Annotated in this window: 24 protein-coding genes; 17 read left to right on the forward strand and 7 right to left on the reverse strand. The window is 70.5% G+C overall.

Features of this window, described 5'->3' with window-relative positions:
• Positions 1-563 precede the first annotated feature (563 nt).
• Both AB0N02_RS06815 and AB0N02_RS06820 read right to left on the reverse strand, forming a co-directional pair.
• On the reverse strand, positions 564-1,880 hold the full coding sequence (locus tag AB0N02_RS06815; RefSeq protein ID WP_363943476.1) for a D-arabinono-1,4-lactone oxidase: 1,317 nt from the start codon (positions 1,878-1,880) through the stop codon (positions 564-566).
• A 93-nt stretch (positions 1,881-1,973) separates the two neighbouring features.
• Positions 1,974-3,185, reverse strand: a complete 1,212-nt coding sequence (locus tag AB0N02_RS06820) for an MFS transporter (protein WP_363943478.1) — start codon at positions 3,183-3,185, stop codon at positions 1,974-1,976.
• A gap of 108 nt (positions 3,186-3,293) precedes the next feature.
• Between AB0N02_RS06820 and AB0N02_RS06825 the strand changes: the two genes are divergently transcribed.
• On the forward strand, positions 3,294-4,622 hold the full coding sequence (locus AB0N02_RS06825) for a lytic transglycosylase domain-containing protein (protein WP_363943480.1): 1,329 nt from the start codon (positions 3,294-3,296) through the stop codon (positions 4,620-4,622).
• Here the strand turns inward: AB0N02_RS06825 and AB0N02_RS06830 are convergent.
• On the reverse strand, positions 4,613-5,575 hold the full coding sequence (locus tag AB0N02_RS06830; RefSeq protein WP_363943483.1) for a ferrochelatase: 963 nt from the start codon (positions 5,573-5,575) through the stop codon (positions 4,613-4,615). The genes AB0N02_RS06825 and AB0N02_RS06830 overlap by 10 nt on opposite strands.
• 116 nt (positions 5,576-5,691) lie before the next feature.
• Between AB0N02_RS06830 and AB0N02_RS06835 the strand changes: the two genes are divergently transcribed.
• Together AB0N02_RS06835 and AB0N02_RS06840 are read left to right on the forward strand one after the other, a co-directional pair.
• Entirely contained in the window at positions 5,692-7,668 is a 1,977-nt protein-coding gene (locus tag AB0N02_RS06835; protein ID WP_363943485.1) for a S9 family peptidase, read from the forward strand.
• Between the two features lie 97 nt (positions 7,669-7,765).
• Positions 7,766-8,560, forward strand: coding sequence for an inositol monophosphatase family protein (locus AB0N02_RS06840; RefSeq protein WP_363943487.1), 795 nt, complete (start codon positions 7,766-7,768; stop codon positions 8,558-8,560).
• A 111-nt stretch (positions 8,561-8,671) separates the two neighbouring features.
• Here the strand turns inward: AB0N02_RS06840 and AB0N02_RS06845 are convergent, their stop codons facing one another.
• Entirely contained in the window at positions 8,672-8,836 is a 165-nt protein-coding gene (locus AB0N02_RS06845) for a hypothetical protein (protein WP_363943488.1), read from the reverse strand.
• Positions 8,837-9,054: 218 nt separating this feature from the next.
• Between AB0N02_RS06845 and AB0N02_RS06850 the strand changes: the two genes are divergently transcribed.
• The 5 genes from AB0N02_RS06850 to AB0N02_RS06870 all read left to right on the forward strand — a co-directional run bounded on the left by AB0N02_RS06850 (position 9,055) and on the right by AB0N02_RS06870 (position 14,071).
• On the forward strand, positions 9,055-9,708 hold the full coding sequence (locus AB0N02_RS06850; RefSeq protein WP_363943490.1) for a response regulator transcription factor: 654 nt from the start codon (positions 9,055-9,057) through the stop codon (positions 9,706-9,708).
• The gene (locus AB0N02_RS06855; RefSeq protein WP_363943491.1) at positions 9,705-11,084 is read left to right on the forward strand and encodes a HAMP domain-containing sensor histidine kinase; all 1,380 of its coding nucleotides are present in this window, start codon (positions 9,705-9,707) and stop codon (positions 11,082-11,084) included. Before AB0N02_RS06850 ends, AB0N02_RS06855 begins: the two co-directional genes overlap by 4 nt.
• Positions 11,085-11,372: 288 nt before the next feature.
• Positions 11,373-11,672, forward strand: a complete 300-nt coding sequence (locus AB0N02_RS06860; RefSeq protein ID WP_271222331.1) for a DUF4193 domain-containing protein — start codon at positions 11,373-11,375, stop codon at positions 11,670-11,672.
• 81 nt (positions 11,673-11,753) lie between these two features.
• Positions 11,754-12,644: a hypothetical protein gene (locus AB0N02_RS06865; RefSeq protein WP_363943493.1), complete on the forward strand. Its 891-nt coding sequence runs from the start codon at positions 11,754-11,756 to the stop codon at positions 12,642-12,644.
• Between the two features lie 53 nt (positions 12,645-12,697).
• Positions 12,698-14,071 (forward strand): trehalose-6-phosphate synthase, encoded by a 1,374-nt coding sequence (locus AB0N02_RS06870; RefSeq protein ID WP_363943495.1) that lies wholly within the window; start codon positions 12,698-12,700, stop codon positions 14,069-14,071.
• Positions 14,072-14,128: 57 nt separating this feature from the next.
• On the opposite strand, the gene AB0N02_RS06875 is transcribed toward AB0N02_RS06870, so the two are convergent.
• Positions 14,129-14,437 (reverse strand): DUF4235 domain-containing protein, encoded by a 309-nt coding sequence (locus AB0N02_RS06875; protein WP_363943497.1) that lies wholly within the window; start codon positions 14,435-14,437, stop codon positions 14,129-14,131.
• Between the two features lie 114 nt (positions 14,438-14,551).
• Here AB0N02_RS06875 and valS point away from each other — a divergent pair, with 114 nt between their 5' ends.
• From valS to AB0N02_RS06910, 7 genes are all read left to right on the forward strand, one after another.
• Complete coding sequence (gene valS / locus AB0N02_RS06880) at positions 14,552-17,071, forward strand: valine--tRNA ligase (RefSeq protein ID WP_363943499.1); 2,520 nt, start codon at positions 14,552-14,554, stop codon at positions 17,069-17,071.
• A 316-nt stretch (positions 17,072-17,387) separates the two neighbouring features.
• Positions 17,388-18,641 carry an AI-2E family transporter gene (locus tag AB0N02_RS06885; protein ID WP_363943501.1) on the forward strand — a complete coding sequence of 418 codons (1,254 nt, stop codon included), beginning with the start codon at positions 17,388-17,390 and terminating at the stop codon, positions 18,639-18,641.
• Positions 18,642-18,652: 11 nt separating this feature from the next.
• The gene (locus AB0N02_RS06890; protein ID WP_363943503.1) at positions 18,653-19,207 is read left to right on the forward strand and encodes a PaaI family thioesterase; all 555 of its coding nucleotides are present in this window, start codon (positions 18,653-18,655) and stop codon (positions 19,205-19,207) included.
• Positions 19,204-19,647 carry a dUTP diphosphatase gene (dut, locus tag AB0N02_RS06895; protein ID WP_363943505.1) on the forward strand — a complete coding sequence of 148 codons (444 nt, stop codon included), beginning with the start codon at positions 19,204-19,206 and terminating at the stop codon, positions 19,645-19,647. The genes AB0N02_RS06890 and dut overlap by 4 nt, the downstream gene beginning before the upstream one ends.
• A 132-nt stretch (positions 19,648-19,779) precedes the next feature.
• Positions 19,780-20,460: a DUF3710 domain-containing protein gene (locus AB0N02_RS06900; protein ID WP_363943507.1), complete on the forward strand. Its 681-nt coding sequence runs from the start codon at positions 19,780-19,782 to the stop codon at positions 20,458-20,460.
• A gap of 48 nt (positions 20,461-20,508) precedes the next feature.
• Positions 20,509-20,901 (forward strand): OB-fold nucleic acid binding domain-containing protein, encoded by a 393-nt coding sequence (locus AB0N02_RS06905; RefSeq protein ID WP_363943509.1) that lies wholly within the window; start codon positions 20,509-20,511, stop codon positions 20,899-20,901.
• Between the two features lie 35 nt (positions 20,902-20,936).
• Positions 20,937-21,599, forward strand: coding sequence for a DUF3159 domain-containing protein (locus AB0N02_RS06910; RefSeq protein WP_363943511.1), 663 nt, complete (start codon positions 20,937-20,939; stop codon positions 21,597-21,599).
• A 57-nt stretch (positions 21,600-21,656) separates the two neighbouring features.
• On the opposite strand, the gene AB0N02_RS06915 is transcribed toward AB0N02_RS06910, so the two are convergent.
• Positions 21,657-22,328, reverse strand: coding sequence for a TrkA family potassium uptake protein (locus AB0N02_RS06915; RefSeq protein ID WP_363943512.1), 672 nt, complete (start codon positions 22,326-22,328; stop codon positions 21,657-21,659).
• Positions 22,328-22,993, reverse strand: coding sequence for a TrkA family potassium uptake protein (locus AB0N02_RS06920; RefSeq protein WP_363943514.1), 666 nt, complete (start codon positions 22,991-22,993; stop codon positions 22,328-22,330). Before AB0N02_RS06920 ends, AB0N02_RS06915 begins: the two co-directional genes overlap by 1 nt.
• 116 nt (positions 22,994-23,109) lie before the next feature.
• Here AB0N02_RS06920 and AB0N02_RS06925 point away from each other — a divergent pair, with 116 nt between their 5' ends.
• On the forward strand, positions 23,110-25,167 hold the full coding sequence (locus AB0N02_RS06925; RefSeq protein ID WP_363943516.1) for an APC family permease: 2,058 nt from the start codon (positions 23,110-23,112) through the stop codon (positions 25,165-25,167).
• A 64-nt stretch (positions 25,168-25,231) separates the two neighbouring features.
• Positions 25,232-26,479: a class I SAM-dependent RNA methyltransferase gene (locus AB0N02_RS06930; protein WP_363943518.1), complete on the forward strand. Its 1,248-nt coding sequence runs from the start codon at positions 25,232-25,234 to the stop codon at positions 26,477-26,479.
• Positions 26,480-26,622 lie beyond the last annotated feature (143 nt).

Below are 26,622 nucleotides of genomic sequence, written 5' to 3' on the forward strand. Positions count from 1 at the left end.
TGAGTCTCTCGCGTGTGCCGGTTGCCTGCCAGCACCGTACCCGGCATGTCCGAACATCGCCTTCCTGGATGGGGCTCGCAGCGATGTGACGCCGGTCACATTTGCTCCATTCATCTGCTTATCGGGCATCGTTGTGGAGCAGTACATTCGGAGTCCTCGTCGGATTCTCCCGAATAACCCCCCGGGCTGTCGTGAACTTGGGGCAAGACTCCGGAGACGGCGACGGGACCCGCCCGCCGGTCTCGGGGCGGAGGGCCGCCGTGGCGGTCTGGGGCGACGGGCCTGGACGGCGGGAGAGGATCATCTCCGGCGGACTCCCTCGGGGTTGAGCGGCGCGGGCGTCTGCGAATCTGCCCCCAGCGCGCGCCGGGGCGACGGCGGGACACGCCGATGCGTCATTCCTCGAAGGAGGCTTTACGCACGCCTTTACCGGAACCTTGTGACAAGGCGCCGATTCGGGGAACGGGTGGCGAGCGTGGATTCGGCCGGGGCGTCCTGCGGCACCCCCGAAGGCGCCGGATGTGCCGGGGCGCGAAGGTCTCCGCGGGGCCGCGGGGCGGAGGTCAGCCCAGGACGGTGTCCAGGTGGTCGTTGGTGAACACCCGCCCGGGGTCCAGCCGGTCCCGCAGTGCCAGGAAGTCGGCGAAGCGCGGGTAGACCGTGGCCAGGTAGGCCGCGTCCCTGGTGTGGAGTTTGCCCCAGTGGGGGCGGCCGCCGAACCCGGTCATGATCTCCTCGACGCCCTCGAAGTAGGCCGGGTTCGGGGTCGGCCGGTAGACGTGGCAGGCGATGTAGGCCGAGTCGCGGCCGTAGGCGGTGGACAGCCACGCGTCGCTGGGCGGGGTGACCCGGACCTCGATCGGGAAGGTGATCTTCCAGCCTCGCCGTTCGATCAGATCTCGGGTCTCCCGGAGGGCCTGGCCGAGGTGCTCGCGCGGGAGGGCGTACTCCATCTCCAGGAACCGCACGTCCCGCACGGTCGCGAAGACCTTGTACGAGGTGTCGGTGTGCGCCGAGGTGGACAGCGCCGCCGCGGAGACCGCGTTGATCCGCGGGATGGCGCCGGGGAACCGCGCGCCGACCCCGCACAGCGCCCCGAAGAGGGTGTTCTCCAGGAACCGGTTGTCCAGCCAGTGCCTGAAGGCGCCCGGCGGGTCGGCCGGTCCCGTGCTCCGGTTGTTGCGCTTGGTCAGGCAGGTGTCGGTGTGCGGAAGCCAGAAGAAGTCGAGATGCTCGTTGCCGGAGGTGAGCGCGTCGAGCGAGCCGAGGATCTCGGTCAGCCTCATCGGCTGCCTGACGGTGTGCAGCAGGAACGACGGCTCGACCCGGAAGGTCACCGCGGTCACCACGCCGAGCGCGCCCAGGCCGACCCTGGCCGCGTCGAACAGGTCCCGCTCGGTCACCCCGTCGCGGACCTTTCCCGTGCCGTCGGCGGAGACCGTGACGACCTCGCCGTCGGCGAGCACCAGCTCCAGCGCGAGCACCTGGTCGGCCAGCCCGCCCGCCTGCCTGCCGGTGCCGTGGGTGCCGGTCTGGACGGCCCCGGCCAGGGTCTGGGCGGTGATGTCGCCCATGTTGGCCAGGGCGAGGCCCATCCGGTCGAGCTCCTCGTTGAGAACGCTGAGCGGGGTTCCGGCCGCCGCGGTCACCCGGCCGTCGCCGACCTCGCGGATCCCGGTCAGCGCGTTCGGCCGCAGCAGCAGGCCGTCGGTCAGCGCGATCCCGGTGAAGGAGTGGCCGGTGCCGACCATGCGCACCCGCCGGCCCGACTCCGCGGCGTCCCGTACGGCCCGCGCCACCTCCTCGGTCGAGGAGGGCATGCGGACCTCCGCCGGGGTGACGGACTGGTTGCCGGCCCAGTTGCGGAAGACCTCGCTCATGCCTGCTCCTTGACTGTCGGCGTCACGAAGCACGCATGGTTCACACCGGGGGAGTCGGTTCACCTCCGCTTCGCTCGCGAATGTGAACAATACTCATGATTGCTGCTGTGGAACAGGGGTTCGCAGCCAGACCGAACCGCCGACGCCGACGATCACGGCCACCAGCGCGAAGCCGAGGGGGAGGAGGTAGGAGTTGGAGGCGCCGAACGTGTCGGTGAGCCGCCCGGCCGCCCACGAGCCGAGCGCCACGCCGAAGCCGATCGCGGTGGACAGCCACGACATGCCCTCGGTGAGCAGGCGGGCGGGGACCAGTTGCTCGATCAGCGTGTAACTCGTGATGACCGTCGGGGAGATGGCCAGCCCGGCCAGGAACATGAACGGGACCATGACCCCGATGTCGTCGATCAGGGAGAACGGGGAGATCCCCAGGACGAACACCCCCAGGGCGCGGACGAACCGGCTGCGGAGCGAGACCTTCCACTTGCGCGCGCCGTACCAGAGCCCGGAGATCAGGCTGCCGCACGCGATCACCGACAGCAGCAGCCCGGAGGCGGCCATGGAGCCGTGCTCCTCGGCGAAGGCCACCGTGATCAGGTCGAACGAGCCGAAGACCGACCCCATCGCCAGGAAGACGCACGACAGCAGCGCCACGCCGGGGATGGTGATCGGGCTGCCCGAGCGCCCGCCGCCCTCCGTGATCGGGGGTTCGGTACCGCGGTGCATGGCGAAGGCGATGGTGCCGATCACGGTGGAGACCATGGCGACGATCAGCCCGGCGTAGGGGCTGACCGTGGTGGCCAGGGCGGTGACCAGCGCGGGCCCGGCGACGAAGATGATCTCGTCGACGATCGACTCGAACGAGAACGCCACGTGCAGCTCGGAGGAACCGCCCAGGAGATGCGACCAGCGGGCCCGCACGAGCGAGCCGAGCGAGAGAGCGCTCCCTCCGACCACGACGCCGGTGGCGAACAGGGTCCAGGCCGGGGCTTTCAGCGCTCCGCAGAGCATCATGGCCGTCAGCGCGGCACCGTGCGTCAGGACGAAGGGGACGGCTACCCTTGCCTGGCCGAAGCGGTCGACCAGGCGTCCCGTGAGGGGGCCCGCGATGGCGAAGGCGACGTTGACGGTGGCCGCGACCGCGCCCGCCATGGCGTAGGAGTCGGTGAGCGCCTCGATGAGCAGCACGACGCCGATGCCCAGCATCGACATCGGCATCCGTCCGAAGAATCCCGCGACGACGAACCCTTTGACGCCGGGCCTGCTGAACAACTTCCGGTACGGCCCGACCACGAATGCCCCTCTCACACGTTTCAGTCGTCGATCGTATCGACCATTTCGGACCAAACTATTGCCGGGCACCCCATTTTTCGGGCGATCGCCCATGCTGTTGGCAGTTGGGCTAACGTGAGCGCAGTGTCGCATCATCCCAGGTTGGGGGTGTTCGTCGCGGTACTCGCCGTGATCGCCCTCGCGGTCGCCGGTGGCGCGGTGTTCCTCGTCCTGCGCCCCGCGGACCCCCCGGCGTTCGCCGCCGCCGATTCGGGTCCCTCGGGATCCTCCGGTACGAATGTCGCCGTCGGAGACCTGGCGAAGCTCGCCCCGTGGACCGGTCCCGCCCGCCCGAGCCCCCAGCCGTCCGTGCCGTCCCCGGCGACCTCGGCGACCCCGGGAACCCGGGGCACGACGACCGGCGGCCCGGGAATCACCCTCACCCCGCCCCGGCTGTTCGTGATCTCCCAGTCGACGCTGCCCGAGCGGACCAAGAACGACATCTCCCGGCTCAAGCACGTCCAGAAGATCGACTCCTTCGACGGGGGAGCGGTCAAGGTCTCCGGCGTCGGCCTCAACCTGCTCGCGGTCGACCCGGCCCGCTTCCGGGCCTGGGCGCCCCGGGCCGTCGCGGGCCACCAGGGGGTCTGGGACGCGCTGAGCAGGGGGGAACTCGTCGCCGACAGCTCGGCGGTACGCCGCCTGGGGCTGGTCCTCGGCTCGCAGTACCAGGTCGACGGCGGTCCCCGGCTGCGGGTCGCCGCCTCGGCCCCGTTCGGCCTGCCCGGTGTCGACGGCCTGGTCGGCACCGAGACGGGACGGCGGCTCGGCCTGCTGCCGGGCGTCGCGCTGCTGGTGAACGGCCCGCGGAAGGCGACCTCCGCGCTGAACGCGGGCGTGCGCGGGCTGCTGGGCTCGGGCGCGCAGGTGCTCACCGTCGGCGGGAGCCGTACGGCCGGGACCACCGGGCGCACGGGAACGGGCACAGACACCGGAACAGGCGCCGGCGCCGGAACGGGCAGCGGCACCGGCACGGGGACCGCCGCCTCCGCCGAGGGCGTGCCGCGGCCGGCCGGGCGGGCCACGGTCGGGCGGCCCGGCAGTTACCTGGAGCTCTACCGCAGGGCGGCCGCCGTCTGCCCCGGGCTCTCGTGGACGGTGCTGGCCGCGATCGGCCAGGTGGAGAGCTCACACGGGCGCAACAACGGGCCCTCGTCGGCGGGGGCCCTGGGGCCGATGCAGTTCATGCCCGCGACCTGGAAGGTCTACGGCGTCGACGGCGACGGGGACGGCGTCTCCGACATCTGGAACCCCTACGACGCCGTCCCCGGCGCGGCCAACTACCTGTGCGCCAACGGCGCCGGACAGGGCGGCGCGAAGCTGGAGAAGGCCGTGTGGTTCTACAACCACTCCTGGGCCTACGTCGGCAAGGTCATGTCCATCGCCCAGGCCTACGCCCGCACCTACCCGTGACGGCGGGGCGGGGCCGGGCAGCAGGTGGCCGCGCACGGGACGGGCTCTGGCTCGGCGAGCAGCTCGCCGACCATCGCGACGAACCGCGGATGGGTGCCCGCGGTCGCGGCCCTGGCCAGCGGCAGGCCGATCTCCCCGGCCAGGCCCGCGGCCTCCACGTCGAGGTCGTAGACGACCTCCATGTGGTCGGAGACGAAACCGATGGGCACCAGGACCACCGCGGAGGCGTCGACCTCCCTCAGGTGGTCGCAGACGTCGGGTTCCAGCCACGGGACGTGCGGGGGGCCGCTGCGGCTCTGCCAGACCAGGTCCCAGGGCCGGTCGCCGCCCACCTCGGCGGTGATCGCCGCGGCGGTCCGCCGCAGCTGCGCCTCGTAGGCCCCGCCGTGCGGTCCGGCCGTCTCGGCCATCGAGACCGGGATGCTGTGCGCGGTGAAGACCAGGCGGGCGGTGTCCCGGTGCTCGGCGGGCAGTTCCTCCAGGGCCCGGCGGGTGTGGTCGACCATGGCCGCGACGAAGCCGGGGTGGTCGGAGTAGTGCCTGAGCTTGACGACCTCGGGGGCGTTCTCGACCGCGGCCCTGGCCAGCGCGATGTCGTCGATGTACTGCCGGCAGGCCGAGTAGGAGCTGTAGGCGGAGGTGACGAAGGCGGCCGCCTTGCGCACGCCGTCCTCGGCCATCCGGCGGAGGGTGTCCTCAAGATAGGGGTGCCAGTTGCGGTTGCCCCAGTAGACGGGCAGGTCCACGGTCGGTTCGATGGCGGCGATCAGATCGCGGCACTGCTGGTTGATCGGGCTGCGCCCGCCGAAGCGCTGGTAGTGCGCCTCGACCTCGAGCAGCCGTTCGCGCGGGATGCCCCTGCCCCGCACCACGTTCTCCAGAAACGGCATCACGTCGTCCGGCTTCTCCGGTCCCCCGAACGAGACGACGAGCAGCGCGTCGTAAGTCCCCATGGGATTCATCAAACCGCATGGCGGGACGTCCTCCGGCACGGTCGCCCTGACTCTCCCGGAAAGAGGCTCTCACTCGGGTGTGTGATCGGAGAAGAGGTGCGGGGTAGGTTCGGGACGTGACCCCATTTAGCGACATCCGCGATTATGTCGGCACACCACGGTTGACATCCCTGCGGCTCTCTCCCGACGGAACCCGCCTGGTGAGCGTGGTCCAGGCCCTCAACCCCGACGGCAAGTCCTACGGTACCTCCCTGTGGGAGATCCCCCTCGACGGGCGCAGGCCGTACCGGCTGACCAGATCCGTGAAAGGCGAGGCGGGCGCGGAGTTCACCGCGGACGGCGACCTGCTCTTCGGCTCCCGCCGCCCCGATCCGGTGGTCAAGGACGGGGACGAGGACGTTCCCGCGCTCTGGCTGCTGCCCGCGGCGGGCGGCGAGGCAAGACAGATCGCGTCGAGGCCCGGGGGCGTGACCGGGTTCGCCACCGGCGGCCGGAAGGTGGTCTTCGGTTCGGACGTGCTGCCCGGTGACGAGGCGACCGAGGCGGATCGGCGCAAGGCGCGCAAGGACAACGGGGTCAGCGCGATCCTGCACGAGGACTCCCTGGTCCGTCACTGGGACCACGACCTCGGTCCCGGCGAGATCAGGTTGTTCGCCGGAATCCTCGGGGACGACCGGCTGACCGAGGTGCGGGACCTCACGCCGCAGCCGGGCAAGGGACTGGCCTTCTCCTCCTTCGACGTGGCGCCCGACGGCGCGACCGTCGTGACCAGCTGGACGGTGCACCTGCCGCACGGCGAGTTCGGGTGGCGGCTGGTGGCGATCGACCTGGTGGACGGGGGGACCCAGCGGATCCTGGCCGAGCAGGACGGTCACGACTTCGAGGAACCGGTCGTCTCCCCCGACGGGCGCCTGGTCGCGTGCGTGCGCAGCACTCACGCCACGGCCGACCGCGTCCCGGAGAGCGTCCTGTGGATCGTCGACCTGGCCACCGGCGAGGGGCACGCCGCCGACGCCGGGGGGTGGCCGGTGAACTTCGCCTGGGCGCCCGACTCCCGGTCGCTGTACGTGGCCGCCGACCACCAGGGGCGCCGCCCGGTCTTCCACGTCCCGGCCGACGGCTCGCGGGCGGTACGGCTCACCCCCGACCACGGCGCCTACCTGTCGGTCCAGGTCGCGCCCGACGGTTCCGTCTACGCGCTGCGCAGCGCCGTGGACCACCCTCCGGCCCCGGTCCGGATCACCGCCGGCGGCACGGTCGAGGAACTGCCCTCCCCGGCCCCCGAACCGCCCCTTCCCGGGACGCTGACCGAGGTCACCGCGACCGCCGACGACGGCGAGACGCTCAGGGCCTGGCTGGTGCTGCCCGAGGGCGCCTCGGCGCAGAGCCCGGCGCCGCTCCTGCTGTGGATCCACGGCGGCCCGCTGGCGAGCTGGAACGACTGGTCGTGGCGGTGGAACCCGTGGATCATGGCCCAGAACGGCTACGCCGTCCTGCTGCCCGACCCCTGCCTGTCCACCGGCTACGGCTCCGGGATGATCCGGCGGGGCTGGAGGAACTGGGGGCCGCGCACCCACGCCGACCTGATGACGATCACCGACGCCGCGCTGGAGCTGCCCGAGCTCGACGCGTCGCGGACCGCCGCCATGGGCGGCTCGTTCGGCGGCTACATGGCCAACTGGATCGCCGGGCACACCGACCGGTTCAAGGCGATCGTCGCCCACGCCGCGCTGTGGCACCTGGACCAGTTCGCGGGCACGACCGACGCGGCCATGTACTGGCAGCGCGAGTTCGGCCCCGTGGGCGGTCCGCTGCACCGTGAGCTCTCCCCGCACCTGTCGCTGGAGCGCATCTCCACGCCCATCCTGGTCGTCCACGGCGACAAGGACTACCGCGTGCCCATCGGCGAGGCCCTGCGCCTGTGGTGGGACCTGCGGCGCTCGGAGGTCGAGTCGAAGTTCCTGTACTTCCCGGACGAGAACCACTGGGTGCTCAGGCCGGGCAACGTCGTGGTCTGGTACGAGACCGTGCTGGCCTTCCTGGCCCAGCACCTCCTGGGCCGGGAGTGGAAGCGGCCGGAGTCGCTGTCGTGATCCCGGCGGGGCCGTCCGGCGGCGGGCCGGAGAAAGCGACGGGGCGCCTCCCGGTCCCCGCCGGGAGCGAGAGGGGCGAGAGGGGAAGGAGGCGGACATGGAGAGCGTCCTGACCTTCGTACGGCTGGCCGAGGAGATCTCCCGGGAGGCGGGGGAGATGCTCCTGGCCAAACGGCCCGCCAGGCCCGAGGTGCTGGCCACCAAATCCAGCCCGACGGACGTGGTGACCGCGCTCGACCGGGCCTCCGAGGAACTGATCCGCGACCGGATCAGGGCGGTCAGGCCCGGTGACGCCATCCTCGGCGAGGAGGGCGGCTCGACCGGCGACGGCAGGGTCCGCTGGATCGTCGATCCGATCGACGGGACCGTCAACTTCCTGTACGGCCTGCCCGAGTGGGCCGTCAGCCTCGCCGTCGAAGTGGACGGCGAGATCGTCGCCGGCGCGGTCAACGTCGTGCCCCGGGGTGAGGTCTTCACCGCGGGCAGGGGGGAGGGCGCGTGGCTGGGCGGGGAGCGGCTGCGCTGCAACACCGGGGTACCGCTCGGCCGCGCGCTGATCGCCACCGGGTTCGGCTACGAGGCCGGGCGGCGGAAGGTCCAGGCGGAGGTGCTCGCCCAGGTGCTGCCGCGCGTGCGCGACATCCGCAGGGGCGGCTCGGCGGCCTCCGACCTGTGCTCGGTGGCGGCGGGGCGGGTCGACGGCTACTTCGAGCGCGGCCCGCAGTACTGGGACTACGCCGCGGGCGGTCTCGTCGCCACCGAGGCGGGGGCCAGGATCGGCGGGCTCGGGGGCCGGCCGTACAACCCGGACCTCACGATCTGCGCGGCGCCCGGGCTCTTCGAGGAACTGCACGACCTGCTGGCGCCGCTCGATCCCGAACGCGACGCCTGACGTCGCCGGACGGGACGTCCCGGCGGGGCGCCGCCCACGGTGGGACGGTGCCTGGGACGGTGCCGGAGACGAACGAGCCCCCCGGTGCACGACCGGGGGGCTCGGCTCGCATCAGCGCTGGATGGGGACACCGTTGTCTGTCGCCAGACGGTGGAGATCCTCGATCTCGGCGGTGAAGGTGTCGGCGAGGTATTCGTCGCCGGAAGACCTGGCTTCCTGCAGGTTTTTGTAGGCCTGGTCGAGGCGGTGTTCGATCGTGGCGGTGAACTCGCCCATCTCACCTTCTTTCTCACGGGGGCTGAAGGATCGGGCTGGTGGGGGGACTGGCTTTGAGCTCTACCCAGAGCCTTGGGGGCTCTAAACCTTTATGTGTCTTACATCACGCGTTGTCTAGGGTGGAGACAGCCTTACCGTCGTCTTACGGGGAGTAGGGCAACAATGAATAGCCGCCTCGGCGGCTGTTTTCGGATCTTTCACGGGAGGTAACAGAGGCCGTGCGAGTGCTTGTGGTTGAGGACGAGCGGGTGCTCGCGGACGCGATCGCGACGGGGCTCAGGCGTGAGGCCATGGCCGTCGACGTCGCCTATGACGGCGCGGGCGCGCTGGAGCGGACCGGCTACATCGACTACGACGTGATCGTCCTGGACCGCGACCTGCCCAAGGTCCACGGGGACGAGGTCTGCCGCCGCCTGGTGGCCGACCGGACCGCCTCCCGGATCCTGATGCTGACCGCCTCCGGCGACGTGGACGACAAGGTGGAGGGGCTCGGGCTGGGCGCCGACGACTACCTGGCCAAGCCCTTCGTGTTCATCGAGCTCGTCGCGCGGGTGCGGGCGCTCGGCCGCCGTTCGGCCCCCGCGCTGCCGCCGGTGTTGGAGCGGTCCGGCGTCCGCCTGGACCCGGGCAAGCGGCTGGTCACCAGGAACGGCGAGGAGATCGCGCTCACGAAGAAGGAGTTCGCGGTCCTGGAGGAGCTGATGCGTGCCGAGGGCGCCGTCGTCAGCCAGGAGGACCTGCTGGACAAGGCGTGGGACGAGAACATCGACCCGTTCACCAACGTGGTGCGCGTGACCATGATGACCCTGAGGAAGAAGCTGGGTGAGCCTCAGGTGATCGAGACGGTGCCCGGGGTCGGATACAAGCTGTGAGCGTTCCGGCGAGCGGGGGAGAGGACCGGTTCGCGGGCGTCCCGGCCGAGGAGCTGGGCGGGGCGGTCCCCACCCACCCGATGATCAGCCCGCACTCGGAACGCAGGCGCGACGGCGGGCGGCAGGGCACGGTCTACCCCGTGCGGGTCCAGCCGCCCCCGCCGACGGGGGAGCCGGTGTGGGACGGGCCCCCTCCGCCCGGCGTGACGCATGTCCCGCCGACCCCGCTGGAGCGGCTGCAGGCGCTGGTCGACCGGATCAGCATCCGGTGGCGGCTGACGATCACCTACGCCGTGCTGTTCTTCATGGCGGGCGTCCTGCTGCTGTTCGTGATCTACATGATGGTCGGCTGGGCGATCGAGTCGGCCTGGCCGCCGGCCGACACGAGCGAGCTGCCGCCCTCCATCGCGATCCAGGTCCAGCAGTGGTGGAACTCCAACCTGTACCTGGCCGTCACCGGGGCGCGCAAGGTCCTGCTGACCCGGTCGCTGCTGGCCCTGGGCGGGGTCGGCATCCTGGCGATCATCATCGGCTATCTCGTCGCCGACCGCGCTCTCAAGCCGGTCCAGCAGATGACCGCGACGGCCCGCAAGCTGTCCGGCAGCACCCTCGCCCACGAGCGGATCGACCTCAAGGGGCCCGACGACGAGCTCAAGGAACTGGCCGACACCTTCGACGCCATGCTGACCAGGTTGAATGTGGCGTTCGACACACAGCGGAGGTTCGTGGCCAACGCCTCGCACGAGCTGCGCACCCCCCTGACGATCAACCGGACCGTGCTGGAGATCGCGCTGGGGGACCCGCAGGCGTCGGAGGACCTCAAGGCGCTGGGCCGTACGCTCCTGGAGGTCAACGCCCGCAACGAGCGCCTCATCGAGGGGTTGCTGCTGCTGGCGCGCAGCGAGCGCGAGCTGAGCGTGCGCAAGCCGGTCGACATGAAGGACGTGGCCGAGACCGCCGTCGAGCAGCTCGCCCCGCGTGCCGAGGAGGCCGGGGTCACGGTGACCGCCGAGCTCCAGAGCGCCGAGACGGTGGGCGATCCGGTGCTCCTCGAACGCTGTGTGGCCAACCTCGTCGAGAACGCCATCAAGCACAACCTCCCCGAGTCCGGACGTCTGTGGGTGCGTACGGGAATGGTGGAGGGAGCCCTGATTGTTCAGGTGGCCAACACGGGACCGCATGTGCCCGCGTACGAGGTGAACGGGCTCTTCGAACCGTTCCGGCGGCTCAACGCCGAACGGGTCGACTCCTCCAAGGGGGCGGGGCTCGGACTGTCCATCGTCCGCGCGGTCGTGCGGGCCCATGGGGGCAACGTGACGGCCGTTCCCAGGGACGGAGGAGGCCTCGTGGTGACGGTGAGACTTCAGGCAAGCTGATCCGGCGGGGGGCGTCTCGTTCACGCCCCACATGTGGTTGGATGTGCCGTCGAACACGGTGGTGCATGCCGCCAATGTTGTGGTTTACGCCATATTTGGCTAACCACGCCCATTGGCAGTAGGTCCCTCACGTGTAGGGAGGTTCGGCGACCATTCCGACGGGGTACCGAGCAGGAATCTATCTGGCGGATCGGGCACAAGTTGAGCCTCTCGAACGTTACACACGCGCGAACGAGCGCAGACAGATTCACCAGCCACACAGATAGATGAGGGGGATGGAGCACACCGATGGCTACCGACTACGACAGTCCACGCAAGACTGACGACGACCTCAACGAGGACAGTCTTCAGGAACTGCAGGCGCGCCGTACCGACAAGTCCTCGGGCAGCATTGACATCGACGAGACGGATCTCGCCGAGTCGCTCGAACTGCCGGGTGCGGACCTGTCCAATGAGGAGCTCTCGCTCCGGGTGATTCCTCGTCAGGCCGACGAGTTCACCTGCGCGCGGTGCTTCCTCGTGCATCACCGCAGCCAGCTGGCTGTTGAGAGGAACGGCCAGCAGATCTGCAAGGAGTGCGCGGCCTGACGATGTTCCGACGGCCTGTCCGATGTGTGTCCTTCCATCGACGGGTAGGGCTCCAGGACAGCCTTGAGGAGGTTCCGCGACATGACGTCAGAGAACAAACAGACCGGTGCTGAGCCGGGCGACTCCACGACCGGGGAGTCGGCCGGCGCACCGAACCGGCAGGAGGGCGCGATGGAGCGCCGGGACGGTGTGCCCGGCGGACCGGCGGGTGAGCCGAACGGACGGGCGGACGTCTCCGAGCGGGAGGTGGCCGAACTCGTCGGCAGGCTCACCGAGTCCGGTGACATGAACGGCGCCGAGCGGCGGCAGCTGCTCGGCCGCCTGACCGCCACGCTGGCCAAGGGGTCGAAGAAGGCCAAGGAGGCCGGGATCGGCCGGGGCAGGTGGCTGGCCGACGTGTTCACCGCCGTCGCCCCCCGCATCCCCGTCCGCGACCTCGCCACCCTCTCCGAGCACCACCACGGCCTCACCTCGGAGGACCTGGCCGACGACCTCGTGCGGACCGCGGCCAAGGCCACCATGACGGTCGGCGCCATCGGCGGAGCCCTCGCGGCGGCCGAGTTCGCCGCCCCGCCCCTGTTGCTGTCCGCCCCCGCCCAGCTCGTGGCCGAGACGCTGGTGGTCGCCGCGATCGAGGTCAAACTCCTCGCCGAGCTCCACGAGGTGTACGGCGTCCCGGTGCCCGGCACCGGCACCCAGCGGGCCATGGTCTTCGTGAGCGCCTGGTCCAAGCAGCGCGGAGTCGACCCCCTGTCTCCCGCCACGGTGTCCGTCGCGCTCGGCGCCGCCACCAAGACCGCGCTGCGCAACCGGCTGATGCGCACCCTCGGCCGTCATCTGACCACGCTCGGACCCTTCCTCACCGGAGCCGTGGCGGGCGGAGCCCTCAACCGGGCCGCCACAAGGAAGCTCGCGCAGGCGGTCAGGGCTGATCTAAGAATTAATCGGGCGCTTCCACCCCGTAAGTCATAGAAACGCCTGAATTGGGTAGTTGTTAGCAGTAGACCGACTACCTGGAGGGTTTTGTGCAGGGCCGCAGCACATTTTTGATCGTCGCAAACCGCCTCCCCGTCGACCGCGCGGGTGACGACATGTGGCGGCGCAGCCCCGGCGGTCTGGTCACCGCGATCGCTCCCGTCCTGCAACGACGGGAAGGCGCGTGGATCGGCTGGCACGGTGCCCCTGGAGAGTTCCTCGACCCCTTCGAGCACGACGGCATGCACCTCATCCCCGTGCCGCTGTCGGAAGCGGAGGTGGAGCTCTACTACGAGGGCTTCTCCAACGCCACGCTCTGGCCCCTCTACCACGACGTGGTCGCCACCCCGATCTACTCGCGCCTCACCTGGGAGGCCTACCGCGCGGTCAACGAGCGCTTCGCCCGCGCCGCGGCCGAGGAGGCGGCGGAGAACGCGGTGGTGTGGATCCAGGACTACCAGCTCCAGCTCGTCCCGGCCATGCTCCGCAAGCTCCGCCCCGACCTGCGCATCGGCTTCTTCCTGCACATCCCGTTCCCCCCGGTCGAGCTGTTCTCGCAGCTGCCCTGGCGCAGGGAGATCGTCGAGGGCCTGCTCGGCGCCGACATGGTCGGCTTCCAGCGTCCCGGCGGCGCGTCGAACTTCATCCGGCTCTGCCGCCGTCTGCTCGGTCTCCAGCACCACAAGAACGAGATCTACGTGGAGGACCGGGTGGTGCGGGCCGCGGCGTTCCCGATCTCGGTCGACTTCGGGGAGCTCGACTCACTGGTCCGCGAGCCGCACATCACCGAGCGGGCCAAGGAGATCCGTACCGAGCTGGGCGACCCCGAGTGCGTGCTGCTCGGCGTCGACCGCCTCGACTACACCAAGGGCATCGGCCAGCGCCTGAAGGCGTTCGGCGAACTGCTCTCCGAGGGTTCGATCAAGCCGGGTGAGGCGGCGTTCGTGCAGATCGCGACGCCGAGCCGGGAGCGGGTCGAGGAGTACATGCGCCTTCGCGACTCGATCGAGCTGCAGGTCGGCCGGATCAACGGCGAGCAGGGCGAGTTCGGTCAGCAGCCGGTGCAGTACATGCACCAGTCCTACGGCCGGGAGGAGCTGGCCGCGCTCTACCTCGCGGCCGACGTGATGGTGGTGACCCCGCTGCGCGACGGGATGAACCTGGTCGCCAAGGAGTACATCGCCTGCCGCAACGACCTGCGCGGTGCCCTGGTGCTCAGCGAGTTCGCCGGGGCGGCCGACGAGCTGCGGCACGCGTTCATGGTCAATCCCTACGACGTGGACGGGCTCAAGCGGACGATGCTGGCCGCGATGCGGGCCACGCCGCACGACCTGTCGCGCCGGATGCGCTCGCTGCGCAGACGGGTGGCGACCTACGACGTGGACCGCTGGGCGAAGGAGTTCCTCGCCTCCCTGGAGTCCTGACACCCCCGCCCCCGACGTACGGCGCGCCGGCCCGGCGCGCCCCGCGGCCGGGAGACGTCAGACGGAGATCTCCTGGGCCGTGTCCTGGGCCGTGTCCCGCATGGCCTTCCACGCGTTGTAACGCTTCTTCGCGGTGCGGGCGACCACGATCTGCGCGACCTGCATGCCGACCCCCATCACCACGGCGTAGCCGATCGCCTCGCCGAGGCTGATGTCCAGCGACTCGCTGTCGGCCGGCGGCTTCTTACCGGTCGTCTTCTCCCAGGCGAACCCGATGACCTTTTTGGCGGCCCACGCCGTCACGAGTCCCGCCAGGCCACCGATGGCCCGCCAGGCCAGATCCTGCTTCTCGGTCTTGTCGGCCATGTGGTTCCCTCCCTTTTCTCGCTCCGCACAAGAACACTAGTCTCCTCCAGCGGGGTACCACGTGACGCCATACCATAGGGAGGCATGACACGACAGCGACCGCACCATGCGCCCATGCCCGAGAAACCGACTCTCGACGGCCTGGAAGCCGTATGGGTAGCTCGCTGGGAGGCCGAGAGCACCTACCGTTTCGACAGGTCGCGCACCCGGGACGAGATCTACTCCATCGACACCCCGCCGCCGACCGTCTCCGGATCACTGCACGTCGGCCACGTCTTCTCCTATACCCACACCGACACGATCGCCCGCTTCCAGCGCATGCGCGGGCGTGAGGTCTTCTACCCCATGGGCTGGGACGACAACGGCCTGCCCACCGAACGCCGGGTGCAGAACCACTTCGGCGTGCGCTGCGACCCCTCCGTCCCCTACGACCCCGCCTTCCGGCCGCCGGCCAAGCCGGACGCCAAGCGTCAGATCCCCGTCTCGCGCGGCAACTTCATCGAGCTGTGCGAGCGGCTCACGGCCGAGGACGAGAAGGCGTTCGAGGAGCTCTGGCGCCGCCTGGGCCTGTCGGTCGACTGGTCGCTGACCTACGCCACCGTCGGCACGGGGGCGCGGGCGGCCTCCCAGCGCGCGTTCCTGCGCAACCTCGCCAGGGGCGAGGCCTACCTGGCGCAGGCTCCCACGCTCTGGGACGTCACCTTCCGCACGGCCGTCGCCCAGGCCGAGCTGGAGGACAGGGAGTGGCCGGGCGCCTTCCACCGGATCGGCTTCACCCTGTCGCCGGAGCAGCGGGAGGCCGGGTTCGGCGAGCGGGTCTGGATCGAGACGACCCGTCCCGAGCTGCTGCCCGCCTGCGTCGCGCTGGTCGCCCACCCCGACGACGAGCGCTACCGCCCGCTGTTCGGCACCACGGTCAGGACGCCCCTGTTCGGCGTCGAGGTGCCGGTGCTGGCCCACCACCTGGCGGAGCCGGAACGGGGCTCCGGCATCGCGATGATCTGCACCTTCGGCGACGTCACCGACGTCACCTGGTGGCGCGAGCTGGACCTTCCGACCAGGGCGGTCGTCGGCAGGGATGGCAGGCTGCTGCCAGAGGCGCCGCAGGGCGTCCCCGCGGAGCCGTACGCCGAGCTGGCGGGCAGGACCGTGCACGGCGCCCGCGAGCGGATCGTGGAGATGCTGCGCGGGTCCGGCGAGACGGAGGGCGAGCCCCGGCAGGTCAGACGCCCGGTGAAGTTCTACGAGAAGGGCGACCGCCCGCTGGAGATCGTCACCACCCGCCAGTGGTACATCCGCAACGGCGGCCGCGACCGGGCGCTCAGGGACGCCCTCCTGACCCGGGGCCGGGAGCTGGCCTGGCACCCGCCGCACATGAGGGTCCGCTACGACAACTGGGTCGAGGGACTGGCGGGTGACTGGCTCATCTCCCGGCAGCGCTTCTTCGGCGTGCCGATCCCGGTGTGGTACCCGCTGGACGAGGCGGGGGTGCCCGACCACTCGGCGCCGATCCTGCCCGAGGAGTCCTCGCTGCCGATGGACCCCGCGACCGACGTGCCGCCCGGCTACACCGAGGATCAGCGTGGCAGGCCGGGAGGCTTCGCCGGCGACCCCGACGTCATGGACACCTGGGCCACCTCCTCGCTGACCCCGCAGATCGCGGGCGGCTGGGAACGGGACGAGGACCTGTTCAAGCGGGTCTTCCCGATGGACCTGCGCCCCCAGGCCCACGAGATCATCCGAACCTGGCTGTTCTCGACCGTGGTCAGGACGCATCTGGAGGAGGGCGCCCTGCCCTGGAGCGACGTCGCCATCTCCGGGTGGATCCTCGACCCCGACCGCAAGAAGATGTCCAAGTCCGTGGGGAACGTCGTCACCCCGCTCGGCCTGCTGGAACAGTACGGCTCCGACGCGGTCCGCTACTGGGCCGCCAGCGGCCGCCCGGGTACCGACACCGCCTTCGACACCGGGCAGATCAAGATCGGCCGCCGCCTGGCGATCAAGATCCTGAACGCCTCCCGGTTCGTCCTGGGCCTCGGTGAGGACGGCGGCGAGGTCACCGAGCCGATCGACCTGTCGATGCTGGCCCGGCTGGGAGAGGTGGTCCGCGAGGCCACCGAGGCCTTCGAGGCCTACGACTACACCCGCGCGCTCGAACGGACCGAGCGGTTCTTCTGGGAGTTCTGCGACGACTACCTGGAGCTGGTCAAGGCCAGGGCCTACGACACCGGCGCCGGCGCGCGCTCGGCCCACGCGGCGCTGCGGGAGGCGCTGGACGTCATGCTCCGGCTGTTCGCCCCGTTCCTGCCGTTCGTCACCGAGGAGGTCTGGTCCTGGTGGCGCGAGGGGTCGGTGCACCGCGCGGCCTGGCCGGCGGCCGCCCGCCCCGGCGGCGCGCCCACCGGGGAGCCGGAGCTGCTCCCGGTGGTCGCCGCGGTCCTCGGTCACGTCCGCAGGGCCAAGTCCGACGCCCGGCTGTCGATGCGCGCCGAGGTGGCGCGCCTGACCGTCACCGGTGAGCGGGCCGGCCTCGTACGGCAGGCGCAGGACGACCTGTGCGGCGCGGGCGCCGTCGAGGAGTTCGTGCTCCAGCAGGGTGAGGGCGACCTGAGGATCGAGGTCGTCCTCACCTGATCGCGCACACGAATCTGTCCTTTCCGTTCAGCGGTCCTGCCGTACGGTCGATACACGAGCAGGTGAGGAGAGGAGAGGGCATGGTCCCAGGCTGTGGCAACTGCAGCTGCTACCTCGACGACAGGGTGATAGCCCGGCCGCCCGAAGAGCGCTGATCCGAACCACGCGAGGAGGGGCCCGGATTACCGAACCGGGCCTCTCCCTTTACGTGTCCGGCCGATAACCATGCGCGTCACAGGCCGTGGCATGACAGTCTGGAAGGGTGATCTCCGATCGGGAACGTCTGACGAACCTGGTGCCGCGCACCTTGCTCCGCGTGGCCCTCTGGAGCCTGTGCCTGATCATCATCGGCTGGGCCGTGTTCTACTTCGCTCAGTTCATCGCGGTGTTACGCATCGTGGCGCTGCCGGTGGCCATCGCGCTGCTGCTGACCGCGCTGCTGTTCCCGCTCACCCGCAGGCTCAGGGCGGTCGGAGTCAGACCGATCTACGCCACCTGGATCACCATGCTGGTCGCGCTCGCGCTGCTGGGCGGCATCGGGTGGTTCATCGGACTGCGGGCCAACGACGAGTTCCCCGGCCTGGTCGACCAGGTGCGCAAGACCTCCCAGACCCTGGAGCAATGGCTCTACACCGGGCCGCTGCACCTGCAGCCGACCCAGCTCACCTCCTGGATCAACGAGATCACCAACCAGATCACCACGCAGCGCAACCAGATCACCCAGACCGTGCTCACCGGCGCCACGGTGGCCCTGGAGGTGCTCGCCTCCATCGTGCTGCTGCTCTTCATCACCTTCTTCCTGCTCAAGGACGGCGACCGCATCTGGGTGTGGTTCCTGAAGGCGTTCGGGGCGGCGGCGCCCCGGGTCGACCGGGCGGGACGGGTCGCCTGGGTGACGCTCTCGCACTACGTGCAGGGCACCGTGGCGGTCGCGGCCGTGCACGGTGTGGTCATGGGCATCGTGCTGGCCGGAATGGGCGTGCCGCTCTGGGCGCCGCTCGCCGTGCTGATCTTCGTGGCCAGTTTCATCCCGATCGTCGGCATCTTCTTCGCCGGGGGCGTCGCCACCCTGGTGACCCTCGGCGCCAAGGGCCCGATCTACGCCCTGATCTTCCTGGGCATCCTGGTGGTCGAGCAGCAGCTGGAGAACCACGTCCTCCAGCCGCTGATCGTCGGCAGGGCGCTGAACTTCCACCCACTGGCGATCATCCTGGTGCTGGCGGTCGGCGGCATCGTGGCGGGCATCGCCGGGGCCGCGGTCGCGGTGCCGGTCGCCGCCGTGATCTACCGGGCACTGCCGGAACTGATGGGCGACCGGCCGATCGCGCTGCCTCCGGCGCCGGAGCACCCGGCGCCCCCGCCGGAACCGGGGGCCGCGAGACCGGCCGGGCCCGCCGGGGACACCGGGTCCGGCGAGGCCGACGCGTCCGACGGCGGTGGTGCGACCGGTGCGGCCGGTACGTCCGACGGCGGTGGTGCGTCCGGCGCGGAGGCCGGGCCGGGCGGACGGAGCGGGCCGGAGACCCCCGCCGGGCCCGCGAATGAGGAATCCCCGCAGCACAGGGGGTAACGTTCTGCTCCGTGACCCGTTCCACCGTGACGACCCCTCCGCCGGAGGCCACCGTGCCGCGGGCGCGACCGGACGCGCCCGCGCCCGGCACCCCGCTCGGCCCCCACTACAGCCGCTGTTTCGGCTGCGGGGAGCAGCACCCGACAGGCCTGCACCTGAACGCCACCAGCCCCGACGGGGTCACGGTGGTCGCCGAGTTCACCGTGGGGGAGGCTCACCAGGGCGCGCCCGGCCTCGCGCACGGGGGCGTGCTGGCCACGGCGATGGACGAGGTCATCGGCATGTCGATCTGGCTGTTCCAGCGCCCCTACGTCACCGGGCGCCTGGAGACCGACTACCTGGCGCCCGTTCCGGTGGGCGCGACCCTGCATCTGCGCGCCTGGTGCACCGGGGTGTCCGGGCGCAAGGCGTACCTTGAGGCTGAGGGGCGAATCGGCTCCGCGGAGGGACCGGTCGCCGTGCGGGCCGCCGCGCTCTTCATCGAGGTGGGCATGGAGCACTTCGCCAGGCACGGAGACGCCCAGGCGATCATCGACGAGCATCACGATTACGAGGTGAACCCGTGACCGGCAAGGTCGAGGTGTTGATTCACCGGCTTGACGCCGAGCTGCCCGTACCGTCCTACGCCCACCCCGGCGACGCGGGCGCCGACCTGTACGCCGTCGAGGACGTCGAACTGCTCCCCGGGGAGCGGGTCATGGTCGGTACCGGCGTGGCGATCGCGCTGCCCGACGGATACGCCGCGTTCGTCCACCCGCGCTCCGGCCTGGCCGCCAGGCACGGGGTGACGCTCGTGAACGCGCCCGGTACCGTCGACGCGGGCTACCGGGGCGAGATCAGGGTGACGCTGCTCAACACCGACACCAAGGACGCGGTACGGCTGCGCCGAGGAGACCGCATCGCCCAGCTCGTGATCCAGCGGGTGGAAAAGGCCGTGTTCTACGAGGTGGACCGGCTGCCCGGCTCGGCGCGAGGCGCCGACGGGTTCGGATCGACCGGTCGCTGACAAGGGGGCGGACCGGATGAGAGACGTCGAGGCGCGGACGACCCCGCCGGAGCCGCCCTCCGGCGGAGCCGCCGCCGGTGAGACGGGGCCGGTCGGCGAGTCCCCAGTGAACCTTCAAGGAGTGTGAGGAAAATGTTCGGACGTCGCCGTCGCGAGGAGACCTCCCCGGCCCCGGCCGCGGAGGTCGAGCAGGCCGAACGGGCCCCGGAACGTGAGTCGGGGCCGTGGGACTCCGGCGAGCCGTACCCCGAGCGGGAACGAGTGGATCTGGGGGGCATGCGCCTGCCGGTGGACTCCGGCTTCGAGGTGCAGCTCAACCTGGCCGGTGACCACATCGTGGGCGCGGTCGTCTTGTTCGAGGAGAGCGCCCTGCAGCTGCACGCCTTCGCCGCGCCCAAACGCAACGGGATCTGGGACGACATCCGCGCCGAGCTGGCCCAGGGCGTCAGGAACGCCGGAGGCACGGCCGAGGAACGGGAGGGACCGTTCGGAGTCGAGCTGGCGGCCCAGGTCCCGGCCGACGAGGCGCCTCCCCAGCCCGTCCGCTACATCGGCGTCGACGGGCCGCGCTGGTTCCTCCGCGCGGTGATCAGCGGCCGTGCCGCGCTGGACGCCGGGGTCGCGGCGACCCTGGAGGGGGTCGTCCGCGACCTCGTGGTGGTCCGCGGGGACGAGCCGATGGCGCCCAAGGAGGCGATCGAGCTGCGGCTTCCGCCCGAGGCCAGGAACGCGGTCGAGCAGCGGGCCGGCCAGGCCGACGTGCCCGACCTCAACCCCTTCGAGCGCGGTCCGGAGATAGCGGAGATTCGCTGACGTGGGGGATCGCGTACGCTGATTCAACACGTATGTGAAGGAGAGGTCGTGGGTTCTCAGGAACCGCATAAACAGGGCGGCTTTCGAGGCTTCCTCCGGCGGCTGACGACGAGCCAGGAAGAGCTGGAGGCCACCGAGCTCCAGCAGGACCTCGATCGTCACGGCGCCACGCCGATCGTCTCGTGCGGCGGCCGGCGCCGATTCTGTGTAACCGGAACACTACGGACCGTTACACTCCGTCCTCGTGGGGGTGCGCCCGCCCTGGAGGCGGAGCTCTACGACGGTTCGGATGTGATCGACCTGGTGTGGCTGGGGCGCCGGAAGATCGCCGGCATCGAACCGGGCCGCATGCTCCTGGCCGAAGGGCTCGTCAGCCTTCAGGATGGGCGCAAGGTGATGTTCAATCCCAGATACGAGCTCCGCCCGGCGGGCGGTGCGTGAGCGATCGACTATCACGGAGCGGTGAGCGAGAGCAGATGAGCACGACCGAGGAGAACACCGCGCACGCCACGGTCGAGGCGGCCATGCGGGGTCAGCTGGCCAAGGCCTTCGGCGGCGTGCGGGGCACCATCGAGGCCGCCGTGCCCACGATCGCCTTCACCGTGATGTGGATCGTGACCTCCGACCTGCGGATGTCGCTGATCGTCAGCGTCGCCGCCGCCGTGGCGCTGCTGCTGGTGCGGGTGCTGCAGCGCTCGACGCCGCAGTTCGTGCTCAACAGCCTGGTCGGCATCGGCATCGGAGCCTTCTTCGCCTCCCGCACCGGTGAGGCGAAGGACGTCTTCCTGCCCGGCATCCTCTACAACGCCGGATACGCCATGGCGATGCTGCTGTCGATCGTCACGCGGTGGCCCGTGGTCGGCTTCCTGATCGGCTCGGTCACCGGCGACCCCACCTCCTGGCGCAAGGACCCGGACGTCGTGCGCCTGTGCTCCAAGCTCACCTGGATGCTCATAATCCCGTGCGTGGTCCGGGTGGCCGTGCAGCTTCCCGTCTATCTCATCGGCGGGAACGACGCGGTCGCCGAACTCGGCATCCTCAAGATCGTCATGGGGTGGCCGCTCCAGGTCGCGGGCCTGGCCGCCATGGTCTGGCTGCTGGCCAGGGGGCGGACCCCGATCAGGCCGGCCGTCCCCTGAACGCGACGGTCCCGTACGGCCGTGCCGTACGGGACCGTGACGCCGGATCGCGGGAGATCAGTTCGGCGAGCGGTGCGGCGAGAGCAGCCGCCCCAGCTCCTCCTCGACCTCCTGGCTGGCCACGAACATCAGCTCGTCGCCCGCCTCCAGCGGGTCATCGTCACTGGGGACCAGCACCCTTCCCTCCCGCAGGATCGCCACCAGGGCGGTGTCGGCGGGCCAGGGCACCGAACCCGCACGGTGGCCGACGACCGGGGCGTCCTCGGGCAGGGTCAGCTCGACCAGGTTGGCCTGTCCCTGGCGGAAGGTCATCAGGCGGACCAGGTCGCCGACGCTCACCGCCTCCTCGACCAGCGCGCTCAGCAGGCGCGGGGTCGAGACGGCCACGTCCACGCCCCACGACTCGTTGAACAGCCACTCGTTCTTGGGGTGGTTGATCCTGGCCACCACGCGCGGCACGCCGTACTCGGTCTTGGCGAGCAGTGAGACGACGAGATTGACCTTGTCGTCGCCGCTGGCGGCGACGACCACGTGGCAGTCGGCCAGGCCCGCCTCGTCGAGGGAGGAGATCTCGCAGGCGTCGGCGAGCAGCCACTCGGCCCTCGGCACGGTGTCGATCTTGATGGCCTTGGGGTCGATGTCGATGAGCAGGACCTCGTGGCCGTTCTCCAGGAGCTCGGCGGCGATGGACCGTCCCACGGCTCCCGCACCCGCGATGGTGACGCGCATCAGTGGCCCTCCTCCGGCCCGCCGGAGAGCACCTTGTTGATGCGCTCCATGTCGTTCTCGGCCGCCATGACGTGCAGGATGTCGCCTTCCTGCACCACGGAGTCGTTCTTGGGGAGCAGGGTCTCGCCCATCCGGTTGATGAACGCCAGGCGGGTGGCCGCGGCCTCCTCCAGGTCTCTCGCCCTGATGCCGATCCAGCCGGGGTGGTAGGCGACCTCGGCCAGCACCACCGATCCGGTGGGGTCGCGCCACAGGGGTTCGGCGCCCTCGGGCAGGACCCGGCGCAGGATCTGGTCGGCGGTCCAGCGCACGGTGGCCACCGTGGGGATCCCCAGCCGCTGGTAGACCTCGGCACGCCGGGAGTCGTAGATGCGGGCGACCACGTTGTCCACGCCGAACGTCTCGCGGGCGACCCTCGCGGAGATGATGTTGGAGTTGTCGCCGCTGCTGACCGCCACGTAGGCGCCCGCGGACTCGATGCCCGCCTCCTCCAGGACGTCGCGGTCGAAGCCGATGCCGGTCACCCGGCGTCCCCGGAAACCGGCGCGCAGCCGACGGAACGCCTGAGGGTCCCGGTCGATGATGGCGACCGAGTGGCCGCTGTCCTCCAGGATGTGCGCGAGGGTCGAACCGACCCGGCCACATCCCATGATCACGATATGCATGCTCCCCCGCCGGTCGCGTTGAGGCGGATCTTGTTGCCGATGTACCTAGCCAGTATGGCCCGCTCAGGGAGTGCCGCGTCAGCGGGGCGTATGGATGGGGACTAGCATCGGCAGACGTGTCAAAGGTGACGGACCTCGTCAAGCGCCTCTTCATCGGGCGCGCGCTGCGCAGCACGCAGTTACATGAGCAATTGCTCCCTAAACGTATCGCGCTGCCCGTTTTCGCGAGTGATGCCCTCTCCTCGGTGGCCTATGCGCCACAGGAGATCCTGGTCATTCTCTCCATCGCCGGACTTTCGTTCTACAACTTCGCGCCATGGGTGGCGGCGGGCGTCGTCCTGGTGATGCTCACGGTCGTGGCGTCCTACCGGCAGAACGTGCACGCCTATCCCAGCGGCGGCGGCGACTACGAGGTGGCCACGGTCAACCTGGGCCGCAACGCGGGCCTCACGGTCGCCAGCGCGCTCATGGTCGACTACGTCCTCACCGTCGCGGTCTCGGTGGCCAACGGCGTCGACTACGTGGGCGCGACCATTCCCTACGTCGCCGAGCACAAGCCGCTGGTGGCGATCGTCATCGTCATCCTGCTGACACTGGTCAACCTGCGCGGCATCCGCGAGTCCGGCGCGGCCTTCGCGGTCCCCACCTACGCCTTCATGATCTCGGTCATCGGACTGGTCCTGTGGGGCGGCTTCCGGCTGCTCGTCCTCGGCGACGAGCTGCACGCCCCGACCGCCGACTACCAGATCGTCACCCAGGAGAGCGACCTCACCTCCCTGGCGGCGGCCTTCCTGATCCTGCGCGCCTTCTCCTCGGGCTGCGCCGCGCTGACCGGTGTCGAGGCGATCAGCAACGGCGTCCCGGCCTTCCGCAAGCCGAAGAGCAAGAACGCCGCGACCACGCTGCTGATGATGGGCCTGATCGCGGTGACGATGTTCGTCGGCATCATCACGCTCGGCCTGGCCTCCGGCGTCAAGCTCGCCGACCCCGCCACCGTCGCCCACGACGTGCTCATCGGCGGCAAGCCCGCCGGTCCCGGCTACTACCAGCAGCCGATCATCGCCCAGGTCGCCGACGCGGTCTTCGGCAGCGGGTCGCTGTTCTTCTTCGTCATCGCCGCCGTCACCGCGCTGATCCTGTTCCTCGCGGCGAACACCGCCTTCAACGGCTTCCCCGTGCTCGGCTCCATCCTGGCCCAGGACCGCTTCCTGCCCAGGCAGCTGCACACCCGGGGCGACCGGCTGGCCTTCTCCAACGGCATCGTCATCCTGGCCGCGGGCGCCTGCCTGCTGCTGTGGGGCTTCCAGGCGGACGTCAGCCGCCTGCTGAACCTCTACATCGTCGGTGTCTTCGTGTCGTTCACGCTCAGCCAGATCGGCATGGTCCGGCACTGGACCCGCCACCTGAAGACCGAGACCGACCCGAAGGTCAGGGCGCAGATGCGGCGCTCGCGGGTCATCAACTTCTTCGGCGGCGTCATGACCGGCGTGGTGCTGGTCGTCGTGCTGCTCACCAAGTTCACCCACGGCGCGTGGATCGTCTGCGTCGCCATGCCGGTGCTGTTCCTGACCATGAAGGGCATCCACCGCCACTACGAGAACGTGGCGGCCGAGCTGGCCGTGGCCGACGACCTCCAGGTGGACGAGTCGATGCTGCCCGCGCGCAACCACGCCATCGTCCTGGTCTCCAAGATCCATAAGCCGACCCTGCGCGCCCTCAGCTACGCCCGCGCCACCCGCCCCTCGACGCTCGAGGCCGTCACCGTCGGGGTCGAGGGCGAGGAGGCACGGGCGCTCCAGGAGGAGTGGGAGCGCCGGGGCATCCCGGTCCCGCTGAAGATGCTCGACTCGCCCTACCGCGAGATCACCCGGCCGGTCCTGGAGTACGTCAAGTCGCTGCGCCGCCGCTCGCCCCGCGACGTGGTGACCGTCTACATCCCCGAGTACGTCGTCGGCCGCTGGTGGGAGCACCTGCTGCACAACCAGAGCGCGCTGCGCCTCAAGGGCCGTCTTCTCTTCCAGCCCGGCGTGATGGTCACCAGCGTGCCCTGGCAGCTCCACTCCTCCGACCGCCTCAAGGGACGCCCCGAGCCCTTCGCCCCGGGCGCGGTCCGCCGGCCTCGCCACGATGCGGCTCGGCCGGAGGTGGCTCGGGAGTCCGACGCCAAGGCTTAACCTTTCGTATGTACTCCTGACCGCGGGGAGGCTTGAGGCGACGACGAACCTTGGGGGCGTGGCGATGGCGATCGAACTGACTGTGGGACCCGTCGCGCACGGTGGCTGGTGCGTCGCCCGTCATGACCGCCGGGTGGTCTTCGTCCGGCACGCGCTCCCCGGCGAGCGCGTCCTCGCCGAGATCACCGAGGAGACCACGCGGTTCCTGCGGGCCGACGCGGTCAAGATCCTCGAAGCCTCCCCCGACCGGGTGACCCCGCCCTGCCCGTTCGCGGGGCCGGGCCGCTGCGGCGGCTGCGACTGGCAGCACGCCTCCATCGACGCCCAGCGGCTGCTGAAGACCGAGGTGGTCGCCGAGCAGCTGAAGCGGCTGGCCGGGATCGAGTGGAAGGGCATCGTCGAGGAGGTGCCCGGCGCTCCCGACGGGCTGGGCTGGCGCACCCGCGTCCAGTTCGCCGTCGACCGCGACGGAGTCCTGGGCCTGCGGCGCCACCGCTCCCACGAGATCGAGCCGGTCGACGCCTGCCTGATCGCCCACCCCGAGGTGGAGAACGTCGGGGCCGAGGTCATGAACTGGCGCAACGCCTCCTCCGTCGAGGTCATCGCCTCCAACACGGGGGACCAGGCGGTCGTGGTGGCCCCCAAGCCGCGCCGTACGGTGGCCGTGCCGGACCTCGACACGAGCGTGGCGGTCTTCGTGGACGAGGGCGGCGGGCAGAGCCGCGTCGTCCACGGCCGCAACCACCTCGTCGAGCGTGTCCGAGACCGCGACTTCCAGGTCACCGGGAGCGGCTTCTGGCAGGTCCACCCCGGCGCCGCCACGGTGCTGCTGGAGGCGGTCCTGGAGTTCGCCGCCCCGCAGCCGGGGGAGTGGGCCCTCGACCTCTACTGCGGGGTCGGTCTGTTCGCCGCGGGCCTGGCCGAGGCGGTCGGCCCCGAGGGCGCGGTGTTCGGCATCGAGTCCGAGACCGTGGCCGTGCGTGACGCCGAGCGCAACCTTCGCGACCTGCCCCAGGCACGCTTCGCCCGGGGCCGCGTGGAGAGCGCTCTCGACCGCTACGGCATCGAGCGGGCCGACCTGGTCGTCGTCGACCCGCCCCGCGCCGGTCTCGGCCGCGAGGTCGTCGACCGGATCACGGCCCTGGAGGCCACCCGCATCGTCTACGTCTCCTGCGACCCCGCGACCCTGGCCCGAGACCTCGCCTGGTTCGCCGACCAGGACTACCGCCTCGCTGACCTGCGAGCCTTCGACGCCTTCCCGATGACCCACCACGTGGAGTGCGTGGCCCTCCTGGCCAGAGACTCGATCTAGCCCCTGACCAGGAGTTATGCAACACGTCATCTGTCGGTGTGAGTCACCGTGAACCGGCGTTTTTCAAGATCGTTGCGCACGGGATGCGCACGATCATGAAACGTGAGCCGTCGCCCCGAGTGGACGGGTGGCCAGAGCGAGTA

The organism is Streptosporangium sp. NPDC051022, assembly GCF_040683035.1.
Taxonomy (GTDB): Bacteria; Actinomycetota; Actinomycetes; order Streptosporangiales; family Streptosporangiaceae; genus Streptosporangium.